Source organism: Catenuloplanes japonicus (genome assembly GCF_000717135.1).
Lineage (GTDB): Bacteria > Actinomycetota > Actinomycetes > Mycobacteriales > Micromonosporaceae > Catenuloplanes > Catenuloplanes japonicus.
On sequence record NZ_JNXY01000025.1, the window covers coordinates 135,972 to 155,305 of the forward strand.

The window sequence follows — 19,334 nt, forward strand, 5'->3', positions numbered from 1 at the left end:
GACCGGCCGTTCGTCGTGTGGTTACGATCTAGCGACTTGAACGGAGGTCGCGGGTTGCTCGGCATCGACGGATACGAGCCGGAGTGGCAGTACAGCGCCCGTGCCCTCGCGGCCGCCCACCGCGCCCGGTTCACCCGAGTCCTCGACCGGCGGCTCGACGACGCGTGGCTGATGTGGGACCTGGAGACCGGCACCTGGTTCGCGGGCGGCCCGGTCATCCTCGGCTTCGGCGACCTCAACGTGGAGATCGCCCACCGCAAGTTCGACGAGTGCGCGATCACCTGGGGCCAGGTCGACATGACCGCGCCGCTGGACTGGCCCGGCATCCGCCTCGACTGGCGCTCCGGCACCCATCCCGACCTGGCCGGACTCCGCGGCCGCCGGCTCCGCGAGGTCAACGTCATCGAGCGGATCATGCCGTCCCACTGGCGCCCGCGCGTGCTGCACGCGGTCGAGCTGGTCCTCGACGACGTGCGCCTCGCGATCTACAACGCGCTCGACGAGAACGGCATCTCCACCGCCGACGAGGTCAACCTCCCCATCGGCTTCTGGCACCGCGTCCCGATCATCTGACGCCCGGTCCCGCCTGGCGCTCAGGTCGTCCGGCGCCCAGGTCCAAGTCCGCCTGACGGGTCAATCCCCGCCGCCACCTCCACCGCCGCCGTCCCCGCCACCTCCGCTGTCCCCGCTGCTCCCGCCGTCATAGCCGCCACCGTCTCCGCTGTCTCCACCGAAGAACCCACCGCCGCCACGCCGATTCCTGCCCTTGTTGCGCCCCCGCCGGCTCGCCAGCAGCACGATCAACAGCAGGAGCGCGAGCCCCACCAGGAAAACCTCCATGACCGTAAGTGTCGACCATGGAGCCCACCTCCGCAGCACGAGAAGATCGCCGCAAGGCCACCCAAAGCAAGGTCAAAAGCCTTTAAAAGCTGATATTCCCGCTTCTAGATTTTGATCTTGATTTAGGGGTTGGTGAGGATCGAGACGGCATCGTGGACGTCGTCGGTGAGGTGGACGGAGGTGGTGAGGTCGCCGTGCGGGGACTGGGCGAAGAGCGGGTCCAGCAGCGCGCGGACCGGCAGCGTCTCGGTCCAGAACGCGGTGTCCAGGAAGACGTAGGCGCCGCTCGGGCCGTCGGTGCCGTAGAACGTCTTGGTGGCGGCCTGGAAGACCTCCTGGACCGTGCCGGCCCGGCCGGGCGCGAAGACCAGACCGCCGCGGCACAGCCGGAGGATCGTGTCTTCTCTGATCGCGTTGCTGAAATATTTGGCCACCCTGCCCGCGAACAGGTTGGCGGGCTCGTGGCCGTAGAGCCAGGTGGGGATGGACAGGCCGCCGCGCAGCGCCCACGCGGTCGGCGACGGGTCCGGCTCGGGGGCGAACTTCGCGCGGACCGTGAGCGCGGCCTCGGTGAACGGGCGATGGTCCATGAAGTCCGGTGCGGCGGCCAGCATGTCGATCGCCTCGGCGAGATCCTCTTCGGAGCGGGTGGAGAGGTACGCCCCGAGGTTCGCCGCCTCCATCACGCCGGGGCCGCCGCCGGTGACGACCAGGCGGTTCCGCCGGGCGAGCGAGCGGCCGAGCGTGGCGGCCAGCCGGTACGCGTCCGAGCCGCGCGCCACCGCGTGCCCGCCCATCACGCCAACCACCGAGGCCGGGCCGTGCGCGGCCAGCCAGGCGTGGGTGGCGTAGGCGAGCGCGTTGTCGATGCCGTGGTCGTGCAGGCGCTGGGCGAGCGCCTCCCGGACCGCGGGCACGGCGCCGCCGTTGTCGCGGAAGTGGCGGTAGACGACCGTGTCGTACATGCCGTCGAAGCCGTGCTCCGGGAAGCCGGCGGAGATCTCCTCCGCGGTGTAGAGCCGGGCCGGGTGCGTCGGGTACGGGATCGAGGTCTGCGCCGGCACCACGGACGCGCCACGCCGGACCAGGTCCGCGACCACCTCGGCGGACGTGAACGAGCAGCCCAGGAAGTGTGCGCCGGTCAGCTCCACGCCGGACAGGTCCGGCGGGTCCACGTCGAGCGGCAGGCCGAGGACGGCGAGACCGGCGAGGGACCCGGCGGCGAGATGACGGTCCAGCTCGGCCCGCGACTCCACCTCCGACTCGGTGTGGTCGTGATGTTCGAGGACGTCGCGGGGCGGGGGAGTCGGCACCGCTCAAGTCTGCCGCACGCCTGTCACCTGCGTAAATGGGGAGAGCCCGGCGGGGTGAACGCCGGGCTCTCGACTTTCCGGTTCCTGGGGAGGCTCCGGACCTCTGTTTCTAGTCGACCGGTGGACGGGCGGACACCGGCCGGACGCATCGTGATCTGCACCGGTCGCCCGGCGGCACGCGCTGCAAGCGTGACGAAACACTCAGCCGTTCGGCCAGGCCAGGCGCGGCCGGCTGTCGTACCCGGGCGGGGTTGAATGAGGGTATGCAGAATCTGATGCCACAGCCACCGGCCACGCTGCTGCCCGCCGACGACGAGGCCGCGGCAGTGCTGGCCGCGGCCGACACCGACGAGGCGTACGCCGCGGCGGCAGCCCGTTTCCCGACCAGCAGCGCGGCCTGGGCCGCACTCGCGAAGCGCGCGATCGACGGTGGACAGACCGTCGCCGGTTACGCCTACGCCCGCACCGGGTACCACCGCGGCCTGGACGCGCTGCGTCGCAACGGCTGGAAGGGCCACGGCCCGGTGCCGTGGTCGCACGAGCCGAACCGCGGCTTCCTGAGCTGCCTGCACGAGCTGGCCCGCGCGGCCGACGCGATCGGTGAGTCGGACGAGGCGGCCCGCTGCGCCCAGTTCCTCCGCGACTGCGACCCGATGGCCGCGGACGCGCTCGCCGGCGCCTGACGCACGCTGGTCCGGGGCAGGGGACTGCCCCGGACCAGCGCCTACAACCCTTCGGCCACCGCGGCGGCGATCTTCAGCCACGCGTCGCGGGTGGCGGCGGAGAGAATGCCGTAGCGCAGCGGCTCACCGGTGTCGACGGTCCGCTCGTACGGCGCGGAGAGCACCACCCGGGTCCGGGCCGCGAAGTGCCGGAAGATCGCGTCCGTGTCCAGGTCGCGCTTTGTCGACGGCGACGACACGATCGTGACCGCCTGCCGCACCAGCCGCTGCCGCCCGGTCTGCTCCAGGTGGTCGAGCATCCGGGCCGCGGTCTCCGCGGAGTCGTTACGCGCGGACATGGTCACCACGAGCTGGTCGGTGGCGTCGATGGCCGCCTGCCAGTTCTGCGCACGGACGTTGTTTCCGGTGTCCACGAAGATCAGCTTGTAGAACCGGCTGACCACGTCCCTGATCTCGGCGAACGCGTCCGCGGTCAGGATCTCGCCCGCGGTCGCGGACTCGTCGGAGGCGAGCACGTCGAACATGCCCTCGCCCTGCGCCCGCACGTACTGCGACAGGTCGCCGACCCGGCCGCTCGCACCCTGGAAACTCACCAGATCACGAAGCAGATCCCGCACGGTACGCGCGTGGAAGTCCTGCTGCGCACGCATGCCGAGCGTGCCCTGGGTCTCGTTGTTGTCCCAGGCCAGCACGTACCCGCCACGCCGCTGCCCGAACGTCATCGCCAGCAGCAGCACCGCGATGGTCTTGCCGGCGCCGCCCTTCGGGTTGACGATCGTGACCTGACGCAGGCCGCCGAAGTTCCGGCGGACCATCTCGATGTCCTTCTTGATCTCCTGCTCGCGACGCCCCGGACCCAGCTTGACCACGCCGAACGTGGCGTTCCGCAGGATGGCGCGGCCGCCCATGGTCGCGATCGGGTCGGCCGGTTTCATGGTCCGGCGGCGTGCGAAATCGTCCGCGGTCGGCGTCGGGTCGTGCGGGTCCGGCTCCCACCCGTTGTCCGGCATCGGCGGCTGCTGGCCGTCCTGCGGCGGGTAGGGGACCGGCGCGTACGGATCCTGCTGGTAGTTCTGCTGATAGTCGGGCTGGTACTCCGGCTGCTGCGGCTGCCAGGGCGGACCCGGCTGCCCCTGGTTCTGGTCCGGGCCCGGGTAGGGCGGGCGGTCCAGCGTGGGCGGGCGCGGGAACTGCCGCGGCGGCTGCTCGTCCCCGGCCAGCGGCAGCGGCAGCTCCTGCGGAACAGGACCGGGACCAGGGGGTACGGGCGGTCCCGGGTACGGCGGCTGCTGCTGGTGGACCAGCGGCGGCAGCGGTGGCTGGGGCGCGGGACCGGGGCCGGGCGGCATCGGACCCGGGTTGTTCTGCGGGTACTGCGGCGCCGGCCCGGGGTAGGTCGGCGGGTGGGACGGACCCGGGTAGGGGCCGGGCGGCGGCTGCGGACCCGGGTACGGCGGCAGCGGGCCCTGGTTCGGAGGGCCCTGGTTCGGCGGACCGGGGTACGGCGGCTGCGGGCCCGGGTACTGCGGGCCGGGCCCGGGACCGGGGTACTGCTGGTGCGGGCCGGGCGGCACGGGGCCAGGGCCGGGCGGCATTGGTCCAGGGCCGGGCGGCATGGGGCCGGGACCCGGCGGCATCGGGCCAGGACCGGGATAAGCGGGCCCGGGACCGGGCGGCATCGGACCGGGACCAGGGGAGTCCGGTCCGGGTATGGAGACGCGGCCCTGCGCACGCGGGTCGGGGCCGGGCGGCATCGGCCCAGGCGGCATCGGCCCGGAGTGGGGACCGGGCGGGCCAGGGTGGGGACCCGGCTGCGGTCCCGGGTACGGACCGGTCATCGGTCCCGGCTGGGGCCCCGGGTACTGCGGTCCCGGATTCGGCCCGGGTGGCGGCGGCCCCGGCTGCGGCACGAACGGCGGCCCAGGCTGAGGCCCTGGTCCCGGCGGTCCCGGCTGAGGCCCTGGCGGCGGCCCGGGCACCGGCCCCGGAGGCGGCGGCCCAGGCTGCGGCGGCATCGGTGGAGGCGGCCCCGGCGCGGGCGGCGCCGGCCGTACCGCCGGATCGTGGGTTGGATCTTGGTTTTGGGGCGTGTTCGGTGGCACCGGCGCGACCGGCTTGTTCCTGTTGTCGCCCGCGGGCGACTGTTCCTGGTCGTCCGGAGCCCAGAACGGCTCCTCGTCGTCCGCGTCCGACAGGAAACTATTGACCACCGTGCGCTGCCTTCCCTGCTAGCTAACGTAAGCCGCCCACGCGCCCGCCTCGGTCCACCAGGACCTCTTGCGGTTCAGCGTGCCGGCCACCCCGTCGTCCTCGAACTGCACTTCACCGTCCCGCGGCTGCACGGACGCGGCGCGGCCACGTGCCCGCCGCACCTCGATCCGGAGGCGTGACCGGCGGAAACGGGCCTTGGTCAGCACCGGCACCGCTACCGCGACCTCCACCGTCCCGTCGCCGGGGTCGGCGCCGCTGAGCAGCGGAATGCCGTCCAGCTGTGCGTAGCCGCCGGCGTTGCCGACCGCGCAGGCCAGAATGCCCTCTTCCCCGTCGCTCAACACCGCATCGTCCACCTGCACTCTGCCGCGCCAGGGCAAGGGCTTCCCGTCCTCACCCTTCCCGGCGAGCAGCGTCCCGTCCAGCGTGACGGATCCGGCGTCGGTACGCAGCAGGTCGAAGCGCCGAATGCGGTCGCCGAGCACGGCGGCGGCGACCGCGGCGGGCTCGCGGGGCAGGCCGAGCAGCGCCACCAGGTCGTCCGGCGTGCCGGCGCGCGCCGGGTCGAGCGGGAGCACGCCGAGCGCGGGCAGGTCCGGCACGGTACGCGCGGTGGCGAGGTCGGCGGGACGCTTGCTGGGCGGCGGTGCGAAGCGGCGGACCATGCGCCGGACCACGGCACGGATCTGGGCGTCGGACGCGGCCGCGATGATCACCCGGGTCTTGCTCTCCGTGTCCGGCCAGGTGAGACCGTCCTCGCGCGGCGGGCCGTCCAGGCGGGCCAGCACCTCGTCGATCTCAGCATCCGAGCGGGCGGTGACATATTCCACCCGGGCGCCGGCGGCGGTCAGCGTGTCGCCGCAGGCCAGCACCGGCACGCGCGTGCCCGGTTCGGCGCAGGAGCGGTCCGTGACCTGCTCAGCGCCTTGATGATCAGCTCCGCCGCAGCAGGAACCGCCGATTCCGCAGGCCTCGGATCCGGCGGGCGCGCCGGAGGCGAGGCTGAGCAGCACCACGTCGTACACGGCCGGTGGCCTCCCGTGATCTTCGCGGCCATCTCCAACGTGGCCGTAACTTCTTGTTAGCCTGACACCTCGGGCTTGCCGTGTGGTCGCCACCGTGGCACCCGAGCCCTCGGAGGCGGGTTCTCAGATGCCAGCGATAGTGCTTCTCGGCGCGCAATGGGGCGACGAGGGCAAGGGCAAGGTTACCGACCTGCTGGGCGAGCGGGTCGACTACGTGGTCAGGTACTCCGGGGGTAACAACGCCGGCCACACCGTGATCACTCCCGACGGCCAGAAGTATGCCCTTCACCTCATGCCGTCCGGCGCGCTGTCTCCGAACGCGATCATTGTGATCGGTAACGGCGTCGTGGTCGACCCCAAGATCCTGCTCCAGGAGATCGACGGTCTTAACGAGCGCGGCGTCGACGTCTCCCGGCTGCGCATCTCCGGCGACGCGCATCTGATCATGCCGCACCACCGTGCGCTGGACCGCGTGGTGGAGCGTTACCTGGGCTCGTCGCGGATCGGCACCACCGGCCGCGGCATCGGCCCGGCCTACGGCGACAAGGTCGCGCGGATGGGCATCCGCGTCCAGGATCTGCTGGACCCGGGCATCCTGCGCAAGAAGCTCGAGCTGGCGCTGCGCGAGAAGAACCAGATCCTGTTCAAGGTCTACAACCGCAAGGCGATGGACGTGGACGCGGTCGTCGAGGAGTACCTCGGCTACGCGGAGCGGCTCAAGCAGTACATCGCGGAGACCCGGACGATCCTGTGGGACGCGCTGGACCGCGGCGAGACCGTGCTGCTCGAGGGCGCGCAGGCGACCATGCTGGACATGGACCACGGCACGTATCCGTTCGTCACCTCGTCGAACCCGACGGCCGGTGGCGCGTGCGTGGGCGCGGGCATCCCGCCGACCGCGATCACCAAGGTCATCGCGGTGAGCAAGGCGTACACCACGCGTGTCGGCTCCGGTCCGTTCCCGACCGAGCTGTTCGACGAGTTCGGCCAGCACCTGCGCAAGATCGGCCACGAATACGGCACGACGACCGGCCGGGAGCGCCGTTGCGGCTGGTTCGACGCGGTCGTGGCGCGGTACGCCTCCCGGCTGAACGGCGTCACCGATCTGGTGGTGACCAAGCTGGACGTCCTCTCCGGACTGGAGAAGGTGCCGATCTGCGTCGGCTACGAGATCGACGGCGAGCGCGTCGACGACATGCCGATGACGCAGACCGACTTCCACCACGCGAAGCCGGTCTACGAGGAGCTGGACGGCTGGTGGGAGGACATCTCCCAGGCCCGCACCGAGGCCGAGCTGCCGAAGAACGCGCGGCGTTACATCGCGCGGATCGAGGAGCTGTGCAACACGCGGGTCAGCGTGGTCGGCGTGGGTCCGGGCCGGGACGAGAACGTGGTCCGGCACGAGCTGATCTGAGCGTGATCCACGCACGTCGGTAGCATCACCCAGCGTGCGCGTACTTCTCATCGGTTCCGGAGGGCGTGAACACGCCCTCGCCATCGGCCTGGTTGCCGACCCCGACGTCGAGCAGTTGATCGCGGCGCCGGGCAACCCCGGCATCGCCCAGATCGCCGAGCTGCGCGAGGTGACCGCGACCGACCCGGCGTCGGTCGCGGCGCTCGCCGTGGAGACCGGCGCCGACCTGGTCGTGATCGGCCCGGAGGCGCCGCTGGTGGCCGGCGTGGCGGACGCGGTGCGGGCCGAGGGCATCGCCTGCTTCGGCCCGTCCGGCCCGGCCGCGCAGCTGGAGGGCTCCAAGACCTTCGCGAAGGACGTGATGTCCGCGGCCGGCGTGCCGACCGCGCGTGCGTTCACCTGCTCCACTCCGGAGGAGGCCGCGGCCGCGCTGGACGAGTTCGGCCCGACGTACGTGGTGAAGGACGACGGTCTAGCCGCGGGCAAGGGCGTCGTGGTCACCGACGACCGTTCCGCAGCCCTCGCGCACGCCACTGAGTGCGGCCGCGTGGTGATCGAGGAATACCTGGACGGCCCGGAGGTCTCGCTCTTCGTGGTCACCGACGGCGAGGCCGCGCTGCCGCTGATGCCGGCCCAGGACTTCAAGCGGGTCGGCGACGACGACGCCGGGCCGAACACCGGCGGCATGGGCGCCTACACGCCGCTGCCGTGGGCACCGGACGGCTTGGTCGAGCAGGTCATGGCCGAGGTGGTGCACCCGACGCTGGCCGAGATGCGCAAGCGTGGCACGCCGTTCGCCGGCCTGCTCTACGTCGGCCTCGCCATCACCGGGAAGGGCCCGCGCGTGATCGAGTTCAACGCGCGCTTCGGCGACCCGGAGACGCAGGTGGTGCTGGCCATGCTGACCACGCCGCTGGCCGGGCTGCTGCGCGCGGCCGCGACCGGCGAGCTGGCCGCGCACCCGCCGCTGACCTGGCGGGACGGCTCCGCGGTGACCGTGGTGGTGGCCTCGGAGGGATATCCGGAGGCGCCGCGGACCGGTGGCGTGCTGACCGGCGCGGAGCGGCCCGGCGTGATCCACGCGGGCACGGCGCGGCGGGCGGACGGCGCGCTGGTCTCGTCCGGCGGCCGGGTGGTCTGCGCGACCGCGACCGGCACGGACCTGGCGGCGGCCCGCGACGCGGCCTACGCGCTGGTGAGCGGCATCGATCTGGCCGGTTCGCACCACCGTTCGGACATCGCGCTCGCGGCTGCGGAACGACGCGTGCACGTCTGACCTGCGCAAATACTAAGTCCGATTCGTCGTGTGTGTCACTCTGAGAAAAGGGGTAGGGAGCGTGCGAGTTCGGCGTCCGCCGGACTCGCACACGATGTAGGGAGGTGCGCGGTGCTCGACAGAACCGGACCCACCGTTGGCGTGCTCGGCTCGTACGGGGGGCGGAACCTCGGCGACGAAGCCATCCTCACCAGCCTGCTCGACGATCTGCGCAGCCGGCGCCCGGACGCCCGGATCCTGGTCTTCTCCCGCCACCCGGAGCACACCATGGAGAAGCACCCGGGCGTCGAGGTGGTCGGCTGGGAGGGCGTCAGCCGCCAGGAGACCGCCGCGTCGCTGGGCGAGCTGGACCTGCTGATCCTCGGCGGCGGCGGAATTCTCTACAACACGGAGGCACGGCGTTACCTGCGCGTCGCGAAGGCGGCCCAGGAGCGCGGCGTCCCGGTCTTCACATATGCGCTCGGCGCCGGCCCGCTCACCGAGGAGACGGACTGCGCGATCGTGCGCGAGGTGCTCTCCGAGGCGGTCGAGGTCACGGTCCGGGACGAGGAGTCCCGCCTGGTCCTCGAAGAGGCCGGCGTCACCCGCACCATCCACGTGACCGCCGACCCGGCGCTACTGCTCGAGCCGGAGGACTTCAGCGAGGACATGCTTCGCGCCGAGGGCGTGCCGGCCGGCCGGCGCCTGGTCGGGATGAGCGTCCGCGAGCCCGGCAAGGCCGCCGAGCACCTGGACGAGGAGTCCTACCACCAGCTGCTGGCCCAGATGGGCGACTTCCTGGTGCACCGGCTCGACGCCCAGCTGCTCTTCGTGCCGATGGAGCGCGACGACATCCGCCACTCGCACGCGGTGCTCTCCCACATGACCGCGGTGCAGGACTGCCGCGTGCTCTACGGCGACTACCGCCCGCGGCAGGTGCTCGGCCTGATGCGGCACCTGGACCTGGCGGTCGGTATGCGCCTGCATTTCCTGATCTTCAACGGGCTCAGCGGCGTGCCGTTCCTGCCCCTGCCGTACGCCGGGAAGGTCTTCGACTTCGCCCAGCAGGCGGGAGCACCGGCCCTCCGCGGCGTCATGCGCGAGTCGGTCGGACCGCTGCTCGCGCAGGTCGACCGGCTGTGGGACGAGCGGCCCACCCGGGTCGCGGACACGCGCGAGCGGATGGCCGTTCTGCGCACCCGGTCGGCCGAGACCGGGGAGCGGCTCGGTGCAGTCCTTGAGAACATTCGCCCACGGACTCTGATCGCCGCGTAGAAAGGGATACAAGACCACGACCGGGGTAGGGGATTCAGCATGACGTTGTCGCCGTACGTGTCGACCGCCAGTCTGGCCCCACCCGCGAACGAGGAGAGCGTCGAGCTGCCACCCCGCCGCGCCCGTCGCGCCGGCCGCACGAACGTGCTGGTCGTGGGCGGTGGGCCGTCCGGGATCGGGGCGGCGCTCGGCGCTGCCGCGACCGGCGTCCAGGTGACGCTGGTCGAGCGGTACGGCTTCCTCGGCGGCAACGCGACCGCCGCGCTCGTCATGCCGCTGACCGCGTTCCACAACGAGATGAAACAGGCGGTCGGCGGCGACGACACCCGGCTGCTGCCCACCGACCACGGCGAGGGCGAGCCGGTCGTCGGCGGTGTGCTCTGGACGCTGCTGGACCGGCTCGACCAGATGGGCGGCGTGATCAAGCCCAGCCAGGAGACCGGCTACACGGTGCCGTTCGACCCGGAGCTGTTCAAGCTGACCGCGTACGAGCTGCTGGCCGAGGCCGGCGTGCACCTGTTGCTGCACTCGTTCGCGTCCGACCTGATCCAGTTGCCGGACGGCGTGCGCGTGGTCTTCGAGGGCAAGTCCGGCCCGGTCGTCATCGACGCGGACGTGGTCGTGGACTGCACCGGCGACGGGGACCTGGCCGCCGCGGCCGGCGCCCCCTACGAGATCGGCCGTCCCGAGGACGGGCTCACCCAGCCGATGACGCTCATGTTCCGGATGGGTCGTTTCCACCACGAAGCCTTCAACGGGTACGTCCGGGAGCACCCCGACCAGTGGCGCGGCGTCTACGGCCTGTGGGACCTGATCCGCGAGGCCACCGAGGCCGGCGAGCTCGACCTCACCCGCGAGGATCTGCTCTTCTTCGCCACGCCCTACGACGACGAGGTCGCGGTCAACTCCACGCGCGTCACCGGCGTGCTCGGCACCAGCGTCTGGGACCTGACCCGGGCCGAGCTGGTGGCCCACGAGCAGATGGCGCAGATCGTCCGGTTCCTGCAGAAGCGGGTGCCCGGCTTCGCGCAGTCCTACGCGGTGCAGAGCGGCGTGCAGGTCGGCGTGCGCGAGACCCGGCGCATCCAGGGCGAGTACACGCTGACCGGCGAAGACGTGCTGACCGCGCGCAAGTTCGACGACGTGATCGCGCGCGGCGCCTACCCGGTCGACATCCACAACCCGACCGGGCGCGGCACGGTGCTGAAGCGGCTGCCGCAGGGCGCCTCGTACGACATCCCGCTCCGCTGCCTGCTCCCGCGCGGCACGGACCGGCTGCTGGTGGCCGGTCGGGCGATCTCCGGCGACCACGTGGCGCACTCGTCGTACCGCGTGATGCCGATCTCCATGGCCACCGGCCAGGCCGCCGGCGTCGCGGCCGCGCTCGCGTCCCGCGACGGCAAACCGCCCCGCGACCTCGCCGTCGAGGCCGTCCAGCGCGAGCTGCGCGCTCAGCGCGCCAGTCTCGCCTGAGCTGGGCTTCTGGTCGTCGCTTCGTTCCTCCGGGCTCGGCGCCACTCCCGGTGGCAAATTTTCCCGGGGAGAATTTGCCACCTCTGGTCGCCTGCGCCTCACGACGTGGCCGAGTCGGCCTCGGGACAGGGGAAACTGCCGAAAGCACCGCCGGTTCAGATCCGGGACAGCACCTCGACACGGTTCCGGCCCGCGTTCTTGGCCGCGTACAGCGCGGTGTCCGCGCTCTCCAGCAACTCGTCCGGGGATTCGCCGCCGGTGAGTTCCGCGATGCCGGCGCTGAACGTGACCGTGACCGTGCGGCCGTCGCCGACCTCGATCGGCGTGGTGGCGACCAGTTCGCGCAGCGCGTCCACCCGGGGCAGCGCCTCCGGCCCGGCCAGGACCAGCACGAACTCCTCGCCGCCGTAGCGGGCGACCAGGTCGCCGGGCCGGACCGCGTCGCGCAGCGCGTCCGCCACCCGGACCAGGACCGTGTCGCCGGCCGCGTGGCCGTACCGGTCGTTGATGCGTTTGAAGTGGTCGATGTCGATCAGCGCGACGGAGAGCGGGCCGCCGGCGCCGGCCAGGCGGGCGAGCCCGGCCATCAGGTGCCGGCGGTTGTGCAGGCCGGTGAGGTGGTCGCGGAGTGCCTGCTCCGCGAGGTCCGCGCGGAGCAGCTCGATCGTGGTGAGCTGGTCGCGGAGGCGATCGTTCGCGCGGGCCAGCTCGCGTCGCTGCCGGTTCAGGTCGGTGACGTCACGGGTCACCACCGCCCAGCCGACGCAGCGCCCGCCGCGGCCGAACAGGCGGCTGGTGCGCACGTCCAGGTCGAGGCCGGAGCCGTACGCGTTCTCCAGCGTCTGGTCGCGGTCGGCGCCGGTGAGCAGCTCCCGGCCGGGCATCAGCGTGGTGGCCGGGCCGAGCAGGTCGATCATGGTGCGGCCGATCAGCCCGTCCGGCCGATCCGTCGCCAGCAGGTGGATCAGCGCCTCGAACGCCGGGTTCACGTCCAGGATGCGGCCGTCCCGGCCGACCACCACGACCGCATCACCGATCTTCTCGAAGACGTGCCGGCGGGCGACCGGCGCCTGGCCGGGCATGGACTCGCGGACCACCATCCAGTACATGACCGGCGCGGTGATCACGAAGCCGAGCGCGGTGAGATCGGTGAGCCGGCCGCTCATCGACAGCCCGACGAGGTTCAGGATCGCGGACGGCAGCGAGATGATCACGGCGAACGTGGCCGCCCGGTAGCGCGACGACGTGGCGGACCAGAGCCGGACCACGCGGTAGAACGCGAACGCCAGCACCGCGTAGCTGTAGACCGTGTGCGCCCAGAACAGCGGGCCGTACGTGGCCACCAGCCCGCCGTCGAGCCCGGCCGGCCGGAACCCGGTGACGAACAGCCCGTGCCACGGGTTGGTGAGCGCGGTGAGCACGCAGAGCGCCGGCTCGATCGAGAGCAGCAGGATCAGGCGGCGGCTCGGGTGCCAGACGCGGTCCGCGAGCGCGTAGGAGAGCAGCAGCCAGCCGACCACCACGGCGCAGACGAAGACGAACGAGACCGCCATGATGATCTCCAGCGGGCGCGGATCCCGGACCGCCAGCTCGGCCGCGTCGAGCGCGGACCAGCCGGCCAGGCCCGCGTTGAGGAACGCGATCGCGCCGAAGCCGGACGCGTCCGTGCGTCGTCGCCACGCGACCAGCGCGATGCCGGCCGAGACCGCGGCCGCCGCCAGGAAGAGCACGCACAGCACGGTGGTGACCACGCGCCTCCATCGGCGGGGGAGGGCCGCGGCCTGAGGCGATGTGAGCGGGGCTACCTGATCTGATGGCCCGAGATGGCGCGCGCGATGACCAGGCGCTGGATCTCGGACGTACCCTCGAAGATGGTGTAGATCTTGGCGTCCCGGTACCAGCGCTCGACCGGGTGCTCGCGCAGATATCCCGCGCCGCCGAGGATCTGCACGGCCTTCTCGGTCACCGCGACCGCGACCTCGCCGGCCTTGAGCTTGGACATCGAGCCCTCGCCGGCCGCGAACGGGCGGTTGTTGCGGCCCATCCACGCGGCGCGCCAGACCAGCATCCGCGCGGCGTCGATCTCCATCCGCATGTCGGCCAGCGCGAACGCGATCGCCTGGTTCTCCACGATCGGCCGGCCGAACTGCACCCGCGTCCTGGCGTAGTCGAGCGAGTACTCGTACGCGGCACGCGCCACGCCGAGCGCCTGCGCGCCGACCGTGGGCCGGGACAGCTCGAACGTGCGCATCGACGCCTGCCCGGCCGCGCGCTCGTTGTTACGCGCCTTGGCCAGCCGCGCGTCCAGCGCATCCCTGCCACCGAGCAGGCACCGCCCCGGCACGCGCACGTCGTCGAGGAAGACGTCCGCGGTGTGCGAGGCGCGCAGGCCGAGCTTGGCCAGCTTCCGGGGCGACGACAAACCCTTCGATCCCGGAGGTACGACGAAAGCCGCCTGACCGCGTGAGCCGAGCGCGGGATCGACGGAGGCGGTGACCACGTGCACCGCCGCGATGCCGCCGTTCGTGGCGTAGGCCTTCTGCCCGTTCAGCACCCATTCGTCGGTGGCCTGGTCGTAGACCGCGCGGGTGCGGATCGCGCCCACGTCGGACCCGGCCTCGGGCTCGGTGGAGCAGAACGCGCCCAGCGCGGGCGCGGACTCGTCCCCGAAGCACGGCGGCACCCACTCGGCGAGCTGGTCGGGCGTGCCGGAGCCGAAGATCGCGGCGACCGCGAGCGAGGTGCCGAAGATCGACATCGCCAGGCCGGCGTCGCCCCAGAACAGCTCCTCGTTCGCGATCGGCATGGACAGGCCGCTCGGGTCGGACCAGGCGTTGGCCAGGAACTCGAACCCGTACAGCCCGACCTTGGCCGCCTCCTTGATCACCGGCCAGGGCGTCTCCTCGCGCGCGTCCCACTCCGCGCCGGCCGGGCGCAGCACGTCCCGTGCGAACCCGTGGACCCAGTCGCGCAGCTCGGTCTGCTCGTCGTTGAGGTCGAGTGAGAACTCCACGGCGTCAGGCCTTGGGGATGTCGAACAGCGTCTGTATCTGCGCGGCCAGGCCCATGCTGCCGTCCGCCTTGAGCTTGCCCGTCATGAACATCATCACCGGGTTGCCGAGCCCGGAGATCAGCTTGACGAAGTCGACCGGCGCCAGGGTCAGTGTCAGCTTGGGCGTGCGGTCCACGCTCGGCGAGAGCGTGCAGACGCCGCCGTCGATCACGATCTCGTAGGTGTCCACGCCGCCGTCCGGCCGGCCGGTGACGGTCCAGTGGATGACCGCGCTGGTGTCACCCGCGCGCTCCGGCCGGAACTGCTTCGGCATGCGGGCGAAGACCTCGTCCAGGATGAGCTGCCGCTGCGGCCCGCCCATCACCTCGGCGATCTTCGCGTCCGGCGTCGACTTGACGATCTTCGCGAACTCCCGGGGCTCCATCGTGGCGAAGGTGTTGGGATCGAAATCGGTCATGTCCGAGCAGTCCTCTCCGCTTATCTACCAGCGCGTAACGTTACGCCCGGGTAGGTATGCTGACAAGCGTGCCCGCCTTCAAGCGCCTTCCGCGCGCCGTCCGGGAGCGGCAGATGCTGGACTCGGCCGCCCGCGTCTTCTCCCGCCGCGGATATCATGCCGCGTCGATGGACGAGATCGCCGAGGACGCCGGCGTCTCCAAGCCGATGGTGTACGCGTACCTCGGCACCAAGGAGGAGCTGTTCCTCGCCTGCCTGCGCCGCGAGGCCACCCGCCTGACCGAGGTCGTCGCCGGCGCGGTCGAGCCCGGCGCCCCCGCCGACCGCCAGCTCTGGCACGGCGTCCGCGCGTTCTTCGACGTGGTCGCCACCAACCGCGAGGGCTGGACCGTCCTCTACCGCCAGGCCCGCGGCCTCGAACCGTTCGCCGCCGAGCTGTCCGGCATGCGCGCCCGCATGGTCCAGGTGGTGACCGCACTGCTCAGCGCCGCCATGACCGGCTCCGGCGGTGAGGCCACCGACACCGAGCTGGAGGTCATGGCCCACGCCCTCGTCGGCGCCGGCGAGTCCCTCGCCGACTGGATGACCGACCACCCCGACGCCGACCCCGCCAAGACCGCCACCCAGATGATGAACGTCGCCTGGCTCGGCGCCGACCGCCTCCTCACCGGCGCCACCTGGCACCCCGGGGTCACCGAGGCGGGGTGACGGCGCCGAGGAGGTAGGGCTTGCCGGTGCGCGGGTCGGTGACGGCGAAGGTGTGCCGGTCGGTGGCGAAAGCGACGGTCGTCGAGAGCGGAACCGGGCGGCGGAATGTGGCCTCGATGACGCCGGTGGCGGGGAGGCGGCCCTCCAGCGCGGCCAGGCTGCGGGCGAGCGTCCACATGCCGTGCGCGATCGGGGACGGGAAGCCGAACGCGCGGGCGCCGAGCCAGGACGTGTGGATCGGGTTGTGGTCGCCGGAGACGGACGCGTAGGCGGGGCCGATCGACGGGTCCAGCCGCCAGCGGGACGACGGCGCGGGAAGGCCGGGTCCATCGGCGCCGGAGGGCGGCCCCGGCTTCTCGCGGCGCAGGTAGACGGATCGGGAACGCCAGGCCGGCTCGCCGTCGACCGTCACGGTCGCCTCGATGTCGAACTGGCGGCCGCGTGGGTGGTCGCGCAGGTCGACGGCGCGGACGGTCAGGTCGAGGCGGTCGTCGGCGGTCAGCGGCCGGAGCACCTCGATCCGGTTCGTGGCGTGGAGCAGGCCGATCACCGGGAACGGGAACGCGCGATCCGTCATCAGCTCCATGGCCAGATCAAAGGCGAGCACATGGGGGTACGTCGCGGGCAGCGCATCCCCGAGCCGGAAGCCGCACACCCGGTCGTACCGTGCGAGGTGCTCCCGGTCGACCGCCATGTCCGTCCTGGTCAGCGTCGTGTCCGGCAGCACGCCGGGCCGGGCGCCCAACGGCAGCAGGCCGAGCGCGGCACGCAGGTAGACGGACATCAGGCGCCCAGCAGGCTCTGCCCGCAGACGCGGACCACGTTGCCGGTCACGCCGGACGAGCCGGGCGACGCGAACCAGGCGATCGTCTCCGCCACGTCCACCGGCAGCCCGCCCTGGCTGAGGCTGTTCAACCGGCGGCTGGCCTCGCGCAGCGCGACCGGCATGCGCGCGGTCATCGCGGTTTCGATGTGGCCGGGCGCGACCGCGTTCACGGTGACGCCGCGCTCCGCCAGGATCGGTGCCAGCACCTGGACCAGCCCGATCACGCCGGCCTTGGTGGTGGCGTAGTTGGTCTGGCCCCGGTTGCCCGCGATACCGGTGACGGAGGAGACCTGGATCAGGCGGCCGCCGGACGGGAGCAGCTCCAGGATCGCGTCGTTGATCCGCTCCTGGCTGGACAGGTTGACGTCGAGCACGGCGTCCCACTGCTCCGCGCTCATCCGGCCCACCGTCTTGTCCCGGGTGATGCCCGCGTTGTGCACCACCACGTCGACCCGGCCGTGCCGGTCGCGCAGGTAGCCGGCGAGCCGGTCCGGCGCGTCCGCGGCCGTGACGTCGAGCTGCAGCGCCTCGCCGCGGATCTCGTTGGCCAGCGCGGCCAGCGGCTCACCGGCGGCCGGCACGTCCAGCGCGATCACGCGTGCGCCGTCGCGGGCCAGCACCCGGGCGATCGCCGCCCCGATGCCTCGCGCCGCGCCGGTCACCAGTGCCACCTTCCCGGCCAGCGGCTTCTCCCAGTCGACCGGCGCCCCGGCCGGGACCGAGCCCGCGGCCGAGCCGATGCGGATGACCTGGCCGGAGACGTAGGCGGAGCGCCCGGAGAGCAGGAATCGCAGCGTGGACTCGATCGGCGCGTCCGGCACGGCGTAGACCAGCTGCGCCGTGCTGCCCCGGCCGAACTCCTTGCCGATGCTGCGCACCAGCCCCTCCAGCGCGCGCTGCGCCACCGCCTCGCGCGGCGCGGCGCAGTCCTCCGGCGCGGTGCCGAGCACGATCACCCGGCCGGACGGCAGCAGCGTGCGCGCCTGCGCGTGGAAGAAGTCGTAGAGCGCCCGCAGCTGCCCGGACTCCGTGACGCCGGTCGCGTCGAAGATCAGTGCGGCGAGCCGGCCGGGCGTGGCCGAGGCGCCGGCCTCGACCGCGGCCGCGGCCGGGTCGCGCAGCGTCACACCGGCCTCGTCCAGCACCTTCCTGACCACCGGCGCCAGCCGCCCGCCGGGCGCCGCGTCGACCAGCACCGGGCCGGTCACCAGCGGATCACCGGGGGAGTAGCGGCGCAGCGGGGGCGGCGTGGGCAGGCCGAGGCGCGTGACGAGCGCCTTCCCCGCGGCGGAGTTGGCGAAGGTCGCGTACCGGTCCACCATGGGCGTAGCCTACCCGTGAGTAAGTCGGAGGGGAGAATCGTGCAGCAGAGCATTCGCCGGGTCGCGATCCTGGGCGGCAACCGCATCCCGTTCGCGCGGTCGAACGGCCGGTACGCGCAGGCGTCCAACCAGGACATGCTGACCGCCGCGCTGGACGGGCTGGTCGCCCGGTTCGGCCTGGCCGGTGAGGTGCTCGGCGAGGTGGCGGCCGGCGCCGTGCTCAAGCACTCCCGCGACTTCAACCTCACGCGCGAGGTGGTGCTCGGCTCCCAGCTGGACCCGCGCACGCCCGCCTACGACGTGCAGCAGGCCTGCGGCACCGGCCTGGAGGCCGCGATCCTGGTCGGCAACAAGATCGCGCTCGGCCAGATCGAGGTGGGCGTGGCCGGCGGCGTGGACACCACGTCGGACGCGCCGCTCGCGCTGAACGAGGACTTCCGCCGCGCGCTGCTGGAGCTGAACACCGCCCGCACGCTCGGCGCCCGGCTGAAGGCGGCCGCGAAGCTGCGCCCGGTGCAGCCGTTCAAGCCGGAGATGCCGCGCAACGCGGAGCCGCGGACCGGGCTGTCGATGGGCGAGCACCAGGCGCTCACGACCGAGACGTGGGAGATCGGCCGCGAGGAGCAGGACGAGCTGGCGCTGCAGTCGCATCTGCGGCTCGCGGAGGCGTACCGGCGGGGCTTCTTTGATGATCTTGTGACGCCCTATCTCGGGCTCAAGCAGGACCAGAACCTGCGCGCCGACACGTCGCCGGAGAAGCTGGCGCGGCTCAAGCCGGTCTTCGGCACCAAGGGCGCGCACCCGACCATGACCGCGGGCAACTCGTCGCCGCTGACGGACGGCGCGTCGACCGTGCTGCTCGCGTCCGAGGAGTGGGCGAAGGCGCACAACCTGCCCGTGCTCGCCTACCTCGGCGACAGCCTGACCGCGGGCGTGGACTTCGTGCACGGCGACGAGGGGCTGCTGATGGCGCCGGCCTACGCGGTGCCGCGGCTGCTGGCGCGCAACGGGCTCACGCTGGGTGACTTCGACTTCTTCGAGATCCACGAGGCGTTCGCGTCGCAGGTGCTGGCCACGCTGAAGGCCTGGGAGTCGCCGGAGTTCTGCAAGGAGCGGCTGGGCCTGGAGGCGCCGCTCGGCACCGTCGACCGCGCGAAGCTGAACGTGAACGGTTCGTCGCTGGCGGCCGGGCACCCCTTCGCGGCCACCGGCGGGCGGATCCTCGCCTCGCTGGCGAAGTCGCTGAGCGGTGGGCAGCAGGGTCGCGGCCTCGTCTCCATCTGCGCCGCCGGTGGCCTCGGCGTCGTCGCCATCGTCGAACGGTGAATTACTTCACCCCGTACCCCGGCTGCCGCCCCGACCACCCACCCCTGGGCGGACTAAAGGCTCCGCCTATGTCTGGTTTTGACCTTGATATAGCGGATCGTGGATCTTGTCCGTGGGCGGCCCCGGGGCGGCGCAGGGCGAACGTGAGACACTTCGGCCGTGACTTCCCTCCCCGACGCAACCGAGCGCCCGCG

The 19,334-nt window shown here is 72.3% G+C and carries 17 protein-coding genes; 8 read left to right on the plus strand and 9 right to left on the minus strand.

What is annotated here, in order from left to right:
- The first annotated feature begins 36 nt into the window (after positions 1–36).
- The gene (locus OP04_RS31170; protein WP_232323801.1) at positions 37–573 is read left to right on the plus strand and encodes a hypothetical protein; all 537 of its coding nucleotides are present in this window, start codon (positions 37–39) and stop codon (positions 571–573) included.
- Between the two features lie 60 nt (positions 574–633).
- Here the strand turns inward: OP04_RS31170 and OP04_RS52170 are convergent, their stop codons facing one another.
- The gene (locus tag OP04_RS52170; RefSeq protein ID WP_085066897.1) at positions 634–840 is read right to left on the minus strand and encodes a hypothetical protein; all 207 of its coding nucleotides are present in this window, start codon (positions 838–840) and stop codon (positions 634–636) included.
- 122 nt (positions 841–962) lie between these two features.
- The gene (locus tag OP04_RS31175) at positions 963–2,153 is read right to left on the minus strand and encodes an LOG family protein (protein WP_033343472.1); all 1,191 of its coding nucleotides are present in this window, start codon (positions 2,151–2,153) and stop codon (positions 963–965) included.
- A 263-nt stretch (positions 2,154–2,416) separates the two neighbouring features.
- Here OP04_RS31175 and OP04_RS31180 point away from each other — a divergent pair, with 263 nt between their 5' ends.
- The gene (locus OP04_RS31180) at positions 2,417–2,836 is read left to right on the plus strand and encodes a DUF3151 domain-containing protein (protein ID WP_033343473.1); all 420 of its coding nucleotides are present in this window, start codon (positions 2,417–2,419) and stop codon (positions 2,834–2,836) included.
- A gap of 41 nt (positions 2,837–2,877) precedes the next feature.
- On the opposite strand, the gene OP04_RS55930 is transcribed toward OP04_RS31180, so the two are convergent.
- Both OP04_RS55930 and OP04_RS31190 read right to left on the minus strand, forming a co-directional pair.
- On the minus strand, positions 2,878–4,431 hold the full coding sequence (locus OP04_RS55930; RefSeq protein WP_232323802.1) for a chromosome partitioning protein: 1,554 nt from the start codon (positions 4,429–4,431) through the stop codon (positions 2,878–2,880).
- Positions 4,432–5,064: 633 nt separating this feature from the next.
- The gene (locus OP04_RS31190; protein ID WP_033343474.1) at positions 5,065–6,072 is read right to left on the minus strand and encodes a diacylglycerol kinase family protein; all 1,008 of its coding nucleotides are present in this window, start codon (positions 6,070–6,072) and stop codon (positions 5,065–5,067) included.
- Positions 6,073–6,199: 127 nt separating this feature from the next.
- Between OP04_RS31190 and OP04_RS31195 the strand changes: the two genes are divergently transcribed.
- The 4 genes from OP04_RS31195 (at position 6,200) to OP04_RS31210 (ending at position 11,489) form a co-directional block, all read left to right on the plus strand.
- Positions 6,200–7,486: an adenylosuccinate synthase gene (locus tag OP04_RS31195; protein ID WP_033343587.1), complete on the plus strand. Its 1,287-nt coding sequence runs from the start codon at positions 6,200–6,202 to the stop codon at positions 7,484–7,486.
- A 34-nt stretch (positions 7,487–7,520) separates the two neighbouring features.
- A complete protein-coding gene (gene purD / locus OP04_RS31200) occupies positions 7,521–8,762 on the plus strand; it encodes a phosphoribosylamine--glycine ligase (protein WP_033343475.1) in 1,242 nt (413 codons plus the stop codon).
- Between the two features lie 111 nt (positions 8,763–8,873).
- Positions 8,874–10,016 (plus strand): polysaccharide pyruvyl transferase family protein, encoded by a 1,143-nt coding sequence (locus OP04_RS31205; protein WP_033343476.1) that lies wholly within the window; start codon positions 8,874–8,876, stop codon positions 10,014–10,016.
- A gap of 39 nt (positions 10,017–10,055) precedes the next feature.
- Complete coding sequence (locus OP04_RS31210; protein ID WP_051799388.1) at positions 10,056–11,489, plus strand: FAD-dependent oxidoreductase; 1,434 nt, start codon at positions 10,056–10,058, stop codon at positions 11,487–11,489.
- Between the two features lie 155 nt (positions 11,490–11,644).
- On the opposite strand, the gene OP04_RS31215 is transcribed toward OP04_RS31210, so the two are convergent.
- Genes OP04_RS31215 through OP04_RS31225 form a run of 3 tightly spaced genes read right to left on the minus strand, consistent with a single transcriptional unit; the run spans position 11,645 to position 14,959 of the window.
- Positions 11,645–13,240 (minus strand): diguanylate cyclase, encoded by a 1,596-nt coding sequence (locus OP04_RS31215; RefSeq protein ID WP_033343477.1) that lies wholly within the window; start codon positions 13,238–13,240, stop codon positions 11,645–11,647.
- 50 nt (positions 13,241–13,290) lie between these two features.
- Positions 13,291–14,502, minus strand: coding sequence for an acyl-CoA dehydrogenase family protein (locus OP04_RS31220; RefSeq protein WP_033343478.1), 1,212 nt, complete (start codon positions 14,500–14,502; stop codon positions 13,291–13,293).
- Between the two features lie 4 nt (positions 14,503–14,506).
- Positions 14,507–14,959 carry an SCP2 sterol-binding domain-containing protein gene (locus OP04_RS31225; RefSeq protein ID WP_033343479.1) on the minus strand — a complete coding sequence of 151 codons (453 nt, stop codon included), beginning with the start codon at positions 14,957–14,959 and terminating at the stop codon, positions 14,507–14,509.
- 59 nt (positions 14,960–15,018) lie between these two features.
- Between OP04_RS31225 and OP04_RS31230 the strand changes: the two genes are divergently transcribed.
- Complete coding sequence (locus tag OP04_RS31230) at positions 15,019–15,666, plus strand: TetR/AcrR family transcriptional regulator (RefSeq protein WP_198154049.1); 648 nt, start codon at positions 15,019–15,021, stop codon at positions 15,664–15,666.
- On the opposite strand, the gene OP04_RS31235 is transcribed toward OP04_RS31230, so the two are convergent.
- Together OP04_RS31235 and OP04_RS31240 are read right to left on the minus strand one after the other, a co-directional pair.
- A complete protein-coding gene (locus OP04_RS31235) occupies positions 15,650–16,450 on the minus strand; it encodes a MaoC family dehydratase (RefSeq protein WP_033343481.1) in 801 nt (266 codons plus the stop codon). The genes OP04_RS31230 and OP04_RS31235 overlap by 17 nt on opposite strands.
- Positions 16,450–17,814, minus strand: a complete 1,365-nt coding sequence (locus tag OP04_RS31240) for a 3-oxoacyl-ACP reductase (RefSeq protein WP_033343482.1) — start codon at positions 17,812–17,814, stop codon at positions 16,450–16,452. Before OP04_RS31240 ends, OP04_RS31235 begins: the two co-directional genes overlap by 1 nt.
- 39 nt (positions 17,815–17,853) lie before the next feature.
- Here OP04_RS31240 and OP04_RS31245 point away from each other — a divergent pair, with 39 nt between their 5' ends.
- The gene (locus OP04_RS31245) at positions 17,854–19,140 is read left to right on the plus strand and encodes an acetyl-CoA C-acetyltransferase (protein ID WP_033343483.1); all 1,287 of its coding nucleotides are present in this window, start codon (positions 17,854–17,856) and stop codon (positions 19,138–19,140) included.
- Positions 19,141–19,334 lie beyond the last annotated feature (194 nt).

What these genes read in the sequence shown, in the direction of transcription:
- OP04_RS31180 (WP_033343473.1), top strand. Translation starts at nt 2,417, where the DNA reads ATGCAGAATCTGATGCCACAGCCACCGGCCACGCTGCTGCCCGCCGAC.
- OP04_RS31235 (WP_033343481.1), bottom strand. Translation starts at nt 16,450, where the DNA reads ATGTCCGTCTACCTGCGTGCCGCGCTCGGCCTGCTGCCGTTGGGCGCC.
- OP04_RS31225 (WP_033343479.1), bottom strand. Translation starts at nt 14,959, where the DNA reads ATGACCGATTTCGATCCCAACACCTTCGCCACGATGGAGCCCCGGGAG.
- OP04_RS31240 (WP_033343482.1), bottom strand. Translation starts at nt 17,814, where the DNA reads ATGGTGGACCGGTACGCGACCTTCGCCAACTCCGCCGCGGGGAAGGCG.
- OP04_RS52170 (WP_085066897.1), bottom strand. Translation starts at nt 840, where the DNA reads ATGGAGGTTTTCCTGGTGGGGCTCGCGCTCCTGCTGTTGATCGTGCTG.
- OP04_RS31195 (WP_033343587.1), top strand. Translation starts at nt 6,200, where the DNA reads ATGCCAGCGATAGTGCTTCTCGGCGCGCAATGGGGCGACGAGGGCAAG.
- OP04_RS31210 (WP_051799388.1), top strand. Translation starts at nt 10,056, where the DNA reads ATGACGTTGTCGCCGTACGTGTCGACCGCCAGTCTGGCCCCACCCGCG.
- OP04_RS55930 (WP_232323802.1), bottom strand. Translation starts at nt 4,431, where the DNA reads ATGCCGCCCGGCCCTGGCCCCGTGCCGCCCGGCCCGCACCAGCAGTAC.